We start from the raw sequence: 13,570 nt of genomic DNA on the forward strand, positions 1-13,570 counted from the left end.
AAACCCCTACTTTGATAAACTAATCAGGTGATTTTGCGCTATTTTTATTTGCCCGGCAATGGTTGCCTGATCAATCAGATTCGCCGAAATAGTGGTTGTCCGGTCGCTTAGCTGAAGTACCTCCATGGCTAGCTTATACAACTCGTATAAATTATTGCCGCTGCACAAAATCAACTGCCACTGCGGTTGCCTGGTGAGTGTTTTTAATTCATCGCCAATTAAAAGGCCACTTAAATAAAGCGCGTTCTGCTTCTTAGTCAATTTGTTGAATAACTGGTTCGTTCTAACCTTGAACAAGTCGTTTAGAACCGATGCGTCTGCGTCATTAATTCCTGACGTAAAGGCCGTTAGGTCATCATCTGAAAGTGAACTGAAGTCGGTAGGGTCTACAGAATCTTTCAGTATGCTGTGGTAGGCCATCAGGTTAAATAGCTCACCCGTCATGAACGTGTGAAAGTCGATAACCTGCTGCTGCTGAATATAAATATGCTTGGAATGGGTACCGGGAAATATCAGGATCGACTCATCCACATCCACCTGTAAAGTATCCAGCAAATCCAGTAAGCCAATGAGCTGGGTTTCCTCCCCGCGCATCACATCGTCCTGCGTTCTGACGCCCGAAATCAGGGTAAGGGTGTGCGGAAAATCGACCTGCGCCAACAGCCGTTTGGTGCTGGCCCGACTTCCATCGGTTGGGAACGGCAGGGTGGCGTAGGGCACCTCCTCCATGCCGATGGAAGAGGAAGCCATACCCGAAATGACAATAGGGATTCCCGTCAGGTCAATAGCTGCTTTGCTGGATAGCAGACTGATCTGCCGCGTCAACTGCTGACGAAAGAAATGCTCTCTGGCAATACCCTGGTTTTCGCCGTTTGCTTTCCAGTTATTGAAGGTGCTGGCTACCCCTTCCTGCGACGTGACTTCATCAATAAGCTGAAGGGTCGCGCTGTCTATGAGCCGTAAACGAAATGAGGAAGTGCCCCAATCACAACCTAATAGATAGTTTTTCATTGATTCTCCTTTTTTATTCGACTCACGGTAATGCAAATGCGACATACGATCCGCCTGGTTTCAGGCCATAGCGGGTACCTCCGGCGGCAATGGCGATGTACTGTTTCCCATTGACCATGTAGGTGATGGGCGTAGCAAAGCCACCGGCGGGCAGCTTGTACTCCCATACAATTTTGCCCGTTTTTTTGTCAAATGCCCGAAGCTTTTCGTCATACGTAGCCGCGATGAAGACCAGGCCGCCCGCCGTTACAATGGGCCCTCCATGGTTTTCCGTACCCGTTGGCGGAATTCCTTTCTTGGTCAGTTCGGGGTACTCGCCCAGCGGCACCTGCCATAGGTATTCGCCCGTGTTCAGGTTAATGGCATTCAGGGTGCCCCAGGGTGGTTTGATGGCCGGATAATTATCCTGATCCCGAAATTGGGTGTTGCCGTTATTTAAGTAAGGTGGGCTATAGGGGAAGTCAGCCCCCTCTGGCGTAGGCGTGTTCACCACCGAACTATGGCTGTCATTGAGCGCTGTCGTGGTTGCTGGTTTAGTGTCCAGTTTCAGCAAAAACCGAATGATTGCTTCCCGGTCATCCGTGGAAAGGTGGCCAAAGGAAGGCATCCGGCCCCGGCCGGTCGATAAGATAGCGGCAATCTGCTCTTTGGTAAGTCGTTTGCCCACGTCGGTTAAGTTGGGGTAAGCCTGCGCGGTTTGACTACCTCCATCCGATTTGCCCCCCGCGGCATGGCAGGCCGCACAATTGGTATTGAATAAGGCTCCTCCTCTGGAAAGGGCTACCCCATCGGCTTGTGCCCGAACGTCGCGCATCTTCAGCCACCAGAGCATGGTATTCGCGTTCTGATACAAAATGCCATCAGGATCGGCGGCATTGCCACCCCACTCGGCCCCGCCACCAAAGCCGTAAAATAACGTGCCCTCCAGGCTGGGTGGCATGTATTTACTGCCGTGGCGGCTGTTTCGGTAGCGGTCAAGCACATACGCATGGGCTTCGGGGGTGCGGGTCGTAAGTTCATTCTCCGTCAACTCCTGCCGCACAAACGGTGCCGGTTTGGTTGGAACGGGCTGGGTGGGCCAGGGCTGTTCACCAGGCAATGCGGGTGACGTAACAACGGGTACTTCCTTTACCGGAAACAATGGTTTACCCGTGTCTCGATCGAAGACAAAGACATAGCCATCTTTCGTAGCCTGCGCTACCGCATCGACCAGCCTGGGCCGACCGTCGGGGCCGTTGCGCTTAACCGTAATCAGGTTTGGCGGACAGGGGAGGTCACGATCCCACAGATCGTGGTGTACCGTCTGGAAATGCCAGATTCGTTTGCCCGTTAGGGCATTCAGGGCGATGACGCAGTTGGCAAACAGATTTTGCCCCGGCCGGGCACCACCGTAGAAATCGACGGAAGGTGAGCCCGTACCGGCATACACGATACCCCGTTTCTCATCGACGACTAGTCCGGCCCAGCAGTTGGCCCCGCCTAATTTTTTGTACGAATCTTTGCCCCAGGTTTCGTAACCGTACTCGCCGGGCAGCGGAATGGTGTGAAACACCCATTCGAGTTTCCCGGTGCGAACATTAAACGCCCGAAGATAGCCCGGAGGAGCGTCGCCCCCTTCATTGACGGCCGAACCGGTAATCAGTAAATCTTTGTAGATAACGCCGGGCGTCGTTACGCGAATAGACAGGTTGGCGACCTCGTGACCGAGCGTTTCTTTATCGCCCAGTCCTTCATGCAGATCGACCGTTCCATTTTTGCCGAAACTCGCTATCAATTTACCCGTCGAGGCATCGATTGCGTACAGAAACGAGCCTACCGTATATAGAATCCGTTTGTCCGTTCCGCCGTTTCCATCTTCCCAGTACATGACCCCACGGACCGGGTGAAAGCGGGGCTTTTTTTCGGGATCGGCAAAAGGATTGAATTGCCAATGTTGCTTGCCCGTGGCGGCATCGACGGCAAACAGTTTTAATTTCGGCGACGTACCGTAAAGCACCCCTTTTACTACGATGGGCTGGCATTGAATGTCCATGCCCCGTTGTGACGGGTCCTTGTTATCGCCGGTATCATAACTCCAGGCCAGCTTCAGGTTTTTTACGGTCTGGGTGTTGATCTGGGACAGATGCGAATAACGATTTCCGGCTGCATTGCCCCCGTACGTTGGCCAGTCGTTGTTCTGCGGAGGCTGTTTTGCCGATGGCTTATCCTCATTCAGGGGTACGTAACTTCCTAGAACCAGCAGGCCAAGTAAGGATTTTAGGAAAAAATTCATTGACTGTTGCGTCCGTTAAAGGGTAAAGGAAAAGGGTGTTGTTTGAACTGTTTGGCGGGCATTTTTTTGTCATTCTGACGAGGGAAGAATCTTGATGCTACCTTACTTGTGAACTAGGGTAGTTTGAGATTCTTCCTTCGTCAGAATGACAAAAAAACCATCTATGGCTCATCTTTAGGAAGTTCAAACGGGTTTTGGCGTATTCGATATTCACTACTTCGTTTTCTCATAAAATTCGTAAACAATCTTCCAGGTCACTTCCTGGCCTGGCGCGGCTTCCAGTCGTATGTAGGGCTCTGGACAAGAGGTAGTTGCGCAAGCCCAGTAAACTAATTTTTCCATGGGATGATCGCTGGTGATATGGACGCCAGCGCCCGTCTTCTGGTTTTCGATACGGATGTCATAATCGGCGGGAACGGGCTTGAATCCCTGTAACCCGGCACTGAAGACCTGTTCTTTTTTCTCTAAATCACGTACATAAAAGAGCCGGTTTCCCTGTGTCTGGATAACGCTCCCAAATCCTTTTCCCTCCGCTTTCACCTCGAACGGGAACTGAATGTTGACCGTGGGGCCAGTGGGCTGCTTGTCGATGATAAAGAAGTTGTGGTCATACACACTTGTCTGAATAGGTTTGCTGCCGGTATTTTTCAGACGGTGCTCCAGTACCAGTTCAGGTTTACCTTTGGTGAGTCGGACGGTTTTTGTGTAGCGGTATCCGTAGCCGGTTGGGGCAGTCAATTCGTGCTTAAAATCGACCCGATCGCTGTGGGATTTGACAGTCCATTTACCGTGATCGGCGACCTCGAAAGGCCTTGCAAACGAGTAGGCTTTATCGTCTGCTTTGCGGAGCGACCCGACGCCAATCTTCACGAATGTCTCGCCCGGCTTGGCATCGGCATAGCCAAGGGGCGTGAACTCCTCGGCGGGGCCGTTGATGGCATCGTGCATCTTAGGGTCGTACGTATCGAACCACTGTTCAATAAAACTGTGCCCCTTGTAGGTTAGATTCCTGAACGCACCTGCCCAGTCGAAGCGGGTGCCCTGATAATATCCCTGCTGCTCATCGGGTAGGTATACTGTCGTTTCAATAACGCCATTGGCTAGTCCTGCCTGCGGCCACTCTGCCAGGGGCATCGTTGTGGCACATAAGCCAAAAATTGCGATGGTCAGTACGATTGCCTTTTTCAATGTTGTATGTGTTTATAAAGACCTATAAGGTTTTGGAAACCTTATAGGTCTACGTTGGCGAATTACCTACAAATTTGGGTTGATCGACGTATCGGTATACGGCAGCGTGAACCAATAATTTGCCTTGGTAATGGGCTTGATCGGTTGCAGATCGTCGGGGCTTTTAGCCGCATTGGCCGCTTCTACCTGTTCCAGACGAATCAGGTCAAACCAGCGCGTCCGTTCGCAGGCAAACTCCCAGGCGCGTTCCTGCACCACGGCGTCGGCAAACTGGGCGGCCGTGAGGCCATCTCCCGGTGAAAGCGCCTTGGCTCCCGTAGGTAACCCCCGCAACCGAACGGCATTTAAGGCATCATAGGCAGCCTGATCGGGGCCACCGGTGCCGCGTGCTTTGGCTTCGGCATAAATGGTCAATACGTGCGGGTAGCGCATCATAACGGATGGCAGCGAAATGCTGGACGTAACGATATTGCCTTTGATGTACCATTTCTTGTAATACGGGTGTTTCGTCAGGCTTTGCTCCCAGGGAATGGTGGTGGCACCCAATCCAAACTGCGTCCGGAAAGTAGCGTCTTTGCGGGGACCGGCGGGGAAGGCTTTGAAGAAATTAAGTTCGGCAAACATATCGTCCCAGCCACCTTCTTCACCCGGCATGGTCGTGTTGCCATACGTGGCATTCGCCGTACCGCTGCCCCCCGTAAAGCCACTGATCTGAAAGACCGACTCCGGAATAATCGCTACGCCCGGATCGTTTTCGAAAACGGCAGCAAACGTCGGCATCAACGCAAAACCGTAGGTAGCCCGGTTGTCGATCACTTCTTTGGCTTTGGCCGCAGCCAGATCATACTTGTCGGTTTGCTTGAGCGGCCAGCCCGCCATGGTCAGGTACACGTCGGCCAGGAATGCCTTGGCTGACCCCGCATTGGGCCGACCCGGATCGCGTCGGGTGTTGGGCAGCATGGTTTCGGCTTTCTTCAGATCCTCGACGATCAACGCGTAGACTTCGGCCGGCGTCGATTTTTTGATGGTGAGCAGACTGGCCGAGTATTCGCCAGCCGTAACCAACGGGATATTGCCGTAAAACCGGGTTAACCAGTAGTACGAAAAGCCACGAATGAAATACGCTTCGCCCGCAATAACGTCGATCGTCGCTTTGGTGCCGACCGTTTTCGAGTAATTATTGATCACGTTGTTGGCGCCCTGAATGGCTTTGTAGCAACCCGTATAAACCGCCCCTGAACGCTGGTTTGTGGTCGATACGTTAAACTGGTCGAACTCACGCCAGTCGGCTTTGTTGCTGGCTGGGTGCGTGGTTACGTCGTCGCTGCCGATGGTAGCGGCATTGGCCGATGGGTGAAGAAATCCGTAGGTCCACTGGTTGCCCAGGCCCCGGTAAGCCCCGGTCAGCGCCGATTCCAGGCCATCCTGCGTCGAGAGAACGTTTCCACCGTATAAGAGTCCGGTTGTATCTTCTTCGAGGTATCCTTTGCAGCCTGCTGTGAGTAGGGCCGCCAGGCCAACTATAACTAATTTTTTCATGGTTCATCAAGGAGTTTAGAAGCCCAGGTTTATACCGAGCGTATATTGTTTGGCATTTGGATAGGAACCGTAGTCGATACCGATGGCTGTATCGGTATTCGACCCGACCCGGGCAGACTCCGGATCGGGTCCTTTGTACTTCGTGATCGTCAGCAGGTTCGTCGCGCTGGCAAATACCCGGATGCTCGCTTTGTTATGTATGAAACCGGTCGGTACGGTGTAGGAAAGGCTTACGTTTTTCAGCCGGACGAAGCTGCCATCTTCCAGGAACCGGCTCGACTGGGTGAAGGGCTGGTACGTTTTCGTAAACGCTGGAACGTCGGATGTTTCATTGCCTGGCCGGTAGTAATTCCGAATCTCCGACAGGATGAACTGCCGCGCATCGCCCGCGCCTGACAGGGCAGCCGCCCGGGTATAGTTGAGCTTATCGACGCCAAATACGCCGTTGAAAAATACGTTCAGCGTCAGCCCTTTGTACGTGAAGGTGTTGTTCCAGCCTCCCGTTGCTTTCGGGAACGCCCGGCCTATAATCTGAAAGTCATCCGTTGTGATCGAGTTGTCGCCGTTGAGATCCTGATAGTGCGGATCGCCCGGTACGCGACCCTGCTTGGCTGCTGCATCGGCTTCGCCGGGCTTCCAGGTACCCAGATAATTCAGGCCCCAGTACGAACCCAGCGGCTCGCCCGGTATCAGCATAAATTCGTTCGTGGTCGACATACCACCCCCGACGCCCGTACCCTGTCCCAGCCGGGGCAGCCCGCCCAGACTGAGTACTTTGTTCTGTAAAGTAGACAGGTTCAGATTCGTCTCCCAGCGGAAACTTCCCGCTACCAAAGGTGTACCGCCGATTGAAAACTCAAACCCTTTGTTTTCAACCTCACCCACATTTCGGGCCTGGGTACCCCCACCGGCATAGCTCGGAATGGCTACGTTCAGGAGCAGATCGGTCGTGTTCTTCTTAAAGTAATCCGCTTCAATATGCAGCCGTCCGTTCAGGAATTCCATTTCCAGACCTACGTCCACCTGCTTGGTGGTTTCCCATTTGAGATCTGGATTGCCGGGGTTACCCAAAATTACCCCGGATGTAGCCGCTGTGTTGTTGAAGGCAACCTGGGCTGAGCTATACGACGATATCGTCGAGTAAGGACCAAGGGCCTGGCTGCCGGTCATCCCCCAGCTTCCCCGCAGTTTGAGGTTACTGAATACGTTGAGTTTCTTGATAAACTCTTCTTCTGACAAACGCCACCCAAGGGCCACGGATGGGAAAACACTGTACCGATTGCCCGCGCCGAACTTGGATGATCCATCCCGACGGACGGCCGCCGACACCAGATATTTGTCTTTGTAGCCGTAGTTTACGCGCCCCAGCAACGACAGCAGGGTCCATTTCTGATAACTCGACGCCACGGTAGCGGCTGTGTTGCCCCCAATGTTGTCGTAGCCCAATTGCGGAAACCGTAACCCTGATGCACTGGCGGTAAAGTCTTGGTTGGTAAATTGCTGCGTTTCCAGTACGGCAACGGCGTTGATCGAGTGATTGCCTAGTTTGACGTCGTAATTCAGATTATTCGTGTTTTGCAGGGTCACCTGCTCCGCCGAATAGCGGCTTGCCGTCGGTACGTTGTTCGAGAGTCGCTTGCCGTTTAAATTCAGGTTCTGCGCATTCAGGTAGTTGACGGCATACTGCAGATCGATCGACAGTCCTTTAATGGGGAGTTTATAATTCAGGCCACCATTGATGTTGATCCCGCTCCGGTTCGCATTGACCGACTGATCGTACAGGTAATCCAGCGGATTGCGGTAAACAGAACCGATCGGGTCGGTAAACGTCGGCTGACCGTCCGCACCGTAGGCAGGCGTAGTGGGTGCCCAGGCCAGTGCCTGAACGATGGCGCCACCATCGAGCGTGTTGTGATTTTGTGACCGTGTAGCCCACAGATTCAGTCGAAACGAAAGTCTCTCGTTGATCTGTGTATTTATATTGGTCCGTAAATTGTACCGCTTAAACCCACTGTTGTTGACGATACCATTTTGATTCAGATAGTTTCCCGATATCAGAAAGGTCGTTTTATCGCTGCCACCCGACAGCGTAATTTGGTGCTGCTGACCAGAGCCATTCCGGAATACCAGGCTCTGCCAGTCGGTGCCGCCATTCTGTTTGAACTGGGCGATCTGGTCGGTCGTAAAGGGCAGGTTGGACCCCGTAGCGGTGGCGCGGGCATTGACAATTTCGGCGAATTCGCCAGCCGGTAAAACATCGTACCTTTTGATGACTTCCGACGTGCTGAACTGGCCTTCGTAGTTGACCTTAAGGCCTTTGGCCCCTTTCTTGGTCGTAATGATGACAACGCCATTGGCCCCACGACTGCCGTAGATAGAGGTCGATGCGGCATCTTTCAGGATCTGAATGGTTTCAATGTCGCTGGGGTTTACGAAGTTGAAATCGGCGCCCACAAACCCATCGACCACATACAGGGGGTTATTATTGCCCAGGACGGAATTCGCTCCTCTGATTCTAATCCGGGCATCGCCACCGGGTGCTCCGTTTGTCTGGCTTACCTGCACACCCGCAGCGCGTCCCTGCAGTACCTGATCCAGGCGGGTAACCGGTTGCTGGGCAAATTCTTTGGTAGAAATGGCCGTCAACGCCCCCGTTACGTCGGTTTTGCGCTGGGTACCGTAGCCAACGACGACCACTTCGTTCAGCGTTTTCTGGTCTTCCGCTAACTGAATCGTAACCACCGAGCGCCCATTGATGGGTACCGTCTGACTGACATAGCCGATGTTCGAGAAGACCAGCGATGCATTGCTGGCCGCGTTGATCGAAAAGTTGCCGTCCGCATCGCTGGAGGTACCCACCGTTGTACCACTCACCTGAACGTTGACACCAGGCAATCCCTGGTTGTCTGGACCGGTGACTTTACCGGTTACTCTGGCATTCTGGGCGAAGGCATAGCTTTGGCCCAGCAACAGCAGCAAAACAAAGAGTTTTATAGTTTTTTTCATGTGTAAAGGTTTATTAAGGAAATTTGGTTGTAAAGTCTTCATCACCAGTCCACAACGGAGCCGTCGAGTGCGTTGTACGACTCGGGGTTTTTCCAGTCATGGCCTATCTTATCTTTCATTTTATCTTCATCCAGTTCGACACCCAGGCCGGGGCCTTGTGGAATCATGACGGTGCCGTCTTTCTGCAATTTGAACGGATTTTTTAAGTAGCCTTCGCCTAGTGAGACCTGCTCCTGCACCAGAAAATTGGGTACGCTGGCCGCCAGCTGTAGCCCGACCGCCAGGGAAATTGGCCCCATCGGATTATGCGGGGCAATGGGCACGTAATAGGCTTCGGCCATGCCCGCAATCAGGCGGCCTTCGGTGATGCCCCCCGCATGGCAGAGATCGGGTTGAACAATGCTGACCGCTTTTTTCTCCAGCAGTTCACGGAAGCCCCATTTGGTGAAAATCCGCTCGCCAGCCGCTATGGGCAGGTGGGTTCCCCTGGCAATGTCAACCATCGTATCGACGTTCTGCGCCTGACAAGGTTCTTCCACGAACATGGGCTGGTAGCGCTCCAATTCTTTAATCAGAATTTTGGCCGTCTGCGGAGGAATGCTGCCGTGGAAGTCGATGGCAATGTCCATGTCGTCGCCACCAGCCTGCCGTAATTCAGCAAAATTGTTGATGGCATTGCGAACGAATCGGGGATTCTCGACAATATTGGCCGGGTCTTTTTTGAAAACCCCCGTTTTGATAACGGTGTACCCTTCGGCCTTTCGTTTCTTTATGTCTTCGCCCGAGCTGGCCCGCCCGTAAACGCGCACACGATCGCGGGTAGGGCCACCCAGTAATTCGTAAACCGGCACATTCAGCAGTTTTCCTTTGATGTCCCACAGGGCGTGGTCGATGCCGCTGAGGGCGCTCGTTAAAATAGGGCCACCCCGGTAGAACGCATGGCGGTAAATAGCCTGCCAGTGATGAACGATATGCCGCGGGTCCTTACCGATCAGATACGGTTCGACTTCCTTGATAGCCGTCTGGATGGTGAGCGCCCGCCCTTCGAGCAACGGTTCGCCCAGGCCGACAACCCCAACATCCGTATGTATTTTGAGGAATATCCAGCGGGGCTTGACCAGGAAGGTTTCCAGCTTCGTAATCTTTACTTTACTATAATCGGCAAAGTGGCCCGGGCTGGCTGCATACGAAGACTTCGGTAGCGCCATTACGCCCATACCCGTAACCCCTAAAACAGACTGTATAGCAGCCCGCCGGGATATGCCGGATTTTTTGTTCGATGATTTCATTTGGGTTTAAGAGTTAAGGGATTTAGTCAGTTTAGTCGTTTAAGCGATAAGAGTTTGGCGGTGTCGGATTTTTTGAAACCTTTTCTACCGATTAACCACCCCCAACCACTTCCTAAAACAGGAGGGGGCTTTGAAAGACCTGTTTTTTTGCCCACTCCTTCTCGTGCTGTCAGGTTTAGAACCTGACAGTGAGCGGTTTCTTAAAACCGAATCGACCCGATACTGTCGGTTTTGAGAAACCGCCCAGCGTCGGGTTGAAGAACCCGACGCCACAGCACGACTACGGCCGGATGATGGTCCCATCCATCCGGCGCACTTGCCAGTTGGACTTGGTGCTGATGGGATACTTGGCCGCTTCCTTCTCGTTGATGTCAACCCCAAGACCCGGCACCTCGTTGACCGACATGTACCCCTTTTCCATCGTCGGACAGCCGCTGAACACCGACTGCGTCTTCTCCGAAAAGGCCACCGCTTCCTGGATCCCGAAGTTCCACACCGCCAGATCAATGTGCGCATGAGCCGCGTGACCCACCGGCGAAACATCCCCCGGGCCGTGCCAGGCCGTCCGCACGTTGAACCACTCCCCCAACCGGGCCACCTTCATGGCCGGGGTGATGCCCCCAATCTGAGATACGTGTATCCGGATGTAGTCGAACCACTGATTCACCATCGGCTCCTTGAACTCATTGATGTTGTTAAACAGCTCCCCCATCGCGATGGGCACCGTGGTGGTCTGCCGCAGTTGAGCAAACCACTTCATGTTCTCGGGCGAGAAGGGATCCTCGATGAAGAAGGGCCGGTAGTCCTCCACCTGCTTGATCATGTTGATGGCCTCGATGGGCTGCACCCGCTCGTGGACATCATGAAGTAGTTCGATCTCCTCCCCACACTGCTTACGGACCGTCTCGAACATCTTGGGCACCGACTTCAAGTAGCCCATTACGTTCATATAGGCATCGCCTTCGTAGCCGAAGCCGGCCGCTTTGAAGTCCGGCTTGTCGACATTGCTGCCCACCCCCCCGTAGCCCCCCTGCTGGATGCGGATGTACTTGAAGCCCTGCTCCATAAACTTCTTGACACTGTCGGCGGTGGCTTCGGGGGTGTTGCCCCCGGCATGGGTGTAGCAGGGGATGGCGAAGCGGACCTTGCCGCCCAGCAGCTGGTAGACGGGCATTTTGGCTCGTTTTCCTTTGATGTCCCACAGGGCCTGGTCCAGTCCGGAGAGGGCGTTGTTGAGCACGGGCCCGTTTCGCCAGTAGGAGCTCACGTAGGCTGACTGCCAGAGGTCTTCGATGTTATCGACGTCTTTGCCCAGGCAGAACTCGTTGAGGTAGGTGTTGATGGCGACCACGACGGCGGCCGCACGTTGGGTGAAGGTGGCGCAGCCCAGTCCGTAGAGTCCGGGTTCGGTGGTTTCGACTTTGACCACGATGAGGTTGGATCCCTGTGGGGCGGTGGCGATTGCCTTGACGGATTTGATTTTGACGGGGGGGGCGCCGAGGGCATATTGGGGTTTAGTTTGTTGTTCGCGGGCCTCTGCGGTAGAGAGCCCCCCGAAGAGGCCCAGCAGGCTGGCTGAGGAGCCGAAGCCCAGCATTTTTAACGTGTCACGGCGGCTTTGATCCGGGTTGTTCATAAGAGAATCGGTAAAGGGTTAAGCGCTTGTAATTGATTGTTTTCTGTCATTCCGACGAAGGAGGAATGGCAAAAAGGAAAGTGAAATCCTACTTCTTGTCCCACCAAACCCGCGTGTCGAGCGTATTTGGCCCTTGCCGCGTGATGGCTTCGTTCAATTTTCCTGAGTTGACAACAATCTCGCTGTCAGGGTAAGGCATGCGCCGGATGAAGTCACCTTTCACTTCGGAGCCGGGATAGGGATTTTTCTGTAGCGCGGGGTAGCCGCTGCGTCGGAAATTAGCGAACGCTTCGGTGCCGTCCAGGAAGGACGCGACCCAGTATTGGGTGTTGATCTGATCCAGTGCCTTGGTGGCATCCAGCGGGTGAGCATCCAGATAAGCTTTTATACTCGCTTCGGGAATGGTTGAACCGTACGAGGCCATCTGCTCCAGATTCGCCCGGATGCCCTTCGCAAAATAGTCAGCAGCACTGCCCGTCACCCAGCCCCGAACGGCCGCTTCGGCGAGTAAGAACTGGGTTTGTGCGTAGGTGAGGTGATATTCGGGGGCGTCCAGTTTCAGCACGGTTGTGAGGTTGACCTGCGAAAAATCCCAGAGGCTGACCACCTTGTTTTGCGCCAGTACCGTATTGATCGACACGTCGTTGTAACCCATCGGCATACCAATTTGCACGGCTGGATCGGATGATGCCCGTTGGACTGTCTGCTCCTGACCACCTTTGGCCCCGATGTAACGGACGGCAAAAATGGGCAGACGCGGATCGTTGTTTGCCTTCAGGTAGTCGACAAAAGGGGCCGCCAGGTAGAAGTTGGTTTTTTCGCGAGCCTGTAAGTGATTGGCAATGTAGTTGTTATAAAGAGCCGTATGCCGGAGGGTTGAATTGTCGGCGTTGGACTGCAACACCCCACCAGCCACGGCTTTTTTTACGTACGTTTCAGCCATGGTCGGGTCAACCTTGGTTAGCCGCATGGCCGCCCGAAGCATGAACGAGTATCCCAGCTTTTTCCACTTCGCTACGTCGCCACCGTACAGAATGTCCGTAACAACTGGCGATTGCGTGGTAGTCAGACCTGCCGATGCTTCGTCAAGTTCCTTCAACAGATCCTTATAAATATCCTGTTGTGCGTCGTATTTCGGGGTGATAATCTCCGTAGTGTATCCCTGTCCCGCTTCGAAATAAGGGACATCGCCGTAGGTATCGGTCAGAATCATGAAGACGTAGGCCCGCCAGATACGGGCCGCATTGTAGATATTTACCTGCAACGGGTCACTCTTGGTTTGATCCAGTACCGACACCAGTTGCTTAAGCACATTGCGGTAAAAATTCTGCCAGACCAGGGGCGTGTTGCTGCTGTTGATCTGGTCGTAATTAGCCCCGGATAACGAGCTGCCATAGGGCGTAATGATCTGCTGCACAATGCCAAAATTGTAGGTGAGCATACCCAGCGTGCCAAATCCATCGAGGTAGTTGGTGTTAATGATGGCCTTGTTAAGCACCAGGGAAGGAGACAGCGACGTTGGGTCCACCTTATTGGTATTGACTTCGTCAAAGCCCTGATCGCAGCTCATAAGGAGACTCAGCGAGATGAACAGGGTAAGGGTATACTTTATCGTTGGTTTCATGATTT

General features: G+C 53.6%; 8 protein-coding genes. All 8 read right to left on the minus strand.

Features of this window, described 5'->3' with window-relative positions; genetic code table 11:
• Nucleotides 1-6 precede the first annotated feature (6 nt).
• Nucleotides 7-1,011, minus strand: a complete 1,005-nt coding sequence (locus tag ACYU8Y_RS14260) for a 2-dehydro-3-deoxygalactonokinase (protein WP_460938287.1) — start codon at nt 1,009-1,011, stop codon at nt 7-9.
• Nucleotides 1,012-1,033: 22 nt separating this feature from the next.
• Complete coding sequence (locus tag ACYU8Y_RS14265; protein ID WP_460938289.1) at nt 1,034-3,283, minus strand: outer membrane protein assembly factor BamB family protein; 2,250 nt, start codon at nt 3,281-3,283, stop codon at nt 1,034-1,036.
• A 213-nt stretch (nt 3,284-3,496) separates the two neighbouring features.
• The gene (locus ACYU8Y_RS14270) at nt 3,497-4,471 is read right to left on the minus strand and encodes a hypothetical protein (RefSeq protein ID WP_460938291.1); all 975 of its coding nucleotides are present in this window, start codon (nt 4,469-4,471) and stop codon (nt 3,497-3,499) included.
• 66 nt (nt 4,472-4,537) lie between these two features.
• A complete protein-coding gene (locus tag ACYU8Y_RS14275; RefSeq protein WP_460938293.1) occupies nt 4,538-6,010 on the minus strand; it encodes a RagB/SusD family nutrient uptake outer membrane protein in 1,473 nt (490 codons plus the stop codon).
• Between the two features lie 15 nt (nt 6,011-6,025).
• Nucleotides 6,026-9,016 carry a SusC/RagA family TonB-linked outer membrane protein gene (locus tag ACYU8Y_RS14280; protein WP_460938295.1) on the minus strand — a complete coding sequence of 997 codons (2,991 nt, stop codon included), beginning with the start codon at nt 9,014-9,016 and terminating at the stop codon, nt 6,026-6,028.
• Nucleotides 9,017-9,057: 41 nt separating this feature from the next.
• Nucleotides 9,058-10,305 (minus strand): galactonate dehydratase, encoded by a 1,248-nt coding sequence (gene dgoD, locus ACYU8Y_RS14285; RefSeq protein WP_460938297.1) that lies wholly within the window; start codon nt 10,303-10,305, stop codon nt 9,058-9,060.
• A gap of 280 nt (nt 10,306-10,585) precedes the next feature.
• Nucleotides 10,586-11,941 (minus strand): enolase C-terminal domain-like protein, encoded by a 1,356-nt coding sequence (locus ACYU8Y_RS14290; protein WP_460938299.1) that lies wholly within the window; start codon nt 11,939-11,941, stop codon nt 10,586-10,588.
• Between the two features lie 88 nt (nt 11,942-12,029).
• Nucleotides 12,030-13,565, minus strand: a complete 1,536-nt coding sequence (locus ACYU8Y_RS14295; protein WP_460938301.1) for a SusD/RagB family nutrient-binding outer membrane lipoprotein — start codon at nt 13,563-13,565, stop codon at nt 12,030-12,032.
• Between the last annotated feature and the right edge of the window lie 5 nt (nt 13,566-13,570).

This window comes from Spirosoma humi, assembly GCF_054776575.1.

What these genes read in the sequence shown, in the direction of transcription:
- ACYU8Y_RS14290 (WP_460938299.1), bottom strand. Translation starts at nt 11,941, where the DNA reads ATGAACAACCCGGATCAAAGCCGCCGTGACACGTTAAAAATGCTGGGC.
- ACYU8Y_RS14260 (WP_460938287.1), bottom strand. Translation starts at nt 1,011, where the DNA reads ATGAAAAACTATCTATTAGGTTGTGATTGGGGCACTTCCTCATTTCGT.
- ACYU8Y_RS14275 (WP_460938293.1), bottom strand. Translation starts at nt 6,010, where the DNA reads ATGAAAAAATTAGTTATAGTTGGCCTGGCGGCCCTACTCACAGCAGGC.
- ACYU8Y_RS14295 (WP_460938301.1), bottom strand. Translation starts at nt 13,565, where the DNA reads ATGAAACCAACGATAAAGTATACCCTTACCCTGTTCATCTCGCTGAGT.
- dgoD (WP_460938297.1), bottom strand. Translation starts at nt 10,305, where the DNA reads ATGAAATCATCGAACAAAAAATCCGGCATATCCCGGCGGGCTGCTATA.
- ACYU8Y_RS14265 (WP_460938289.1), bottom strand. Translation starts at nt 3,283, where the DNA reads ATGAATTTTTTCCTAAAATCCTTACTTGGCCTGCTGGTTCTAGGAAGT.
- ACYU8Y_RS14280 (WP_460938295.1), bottom strand. Translation starts at nt 9,016, where the DNA reads ATGAAAAAAACTATAAAACTCTTTGTTTTGCTGCTGTTGCTGGGCCAA.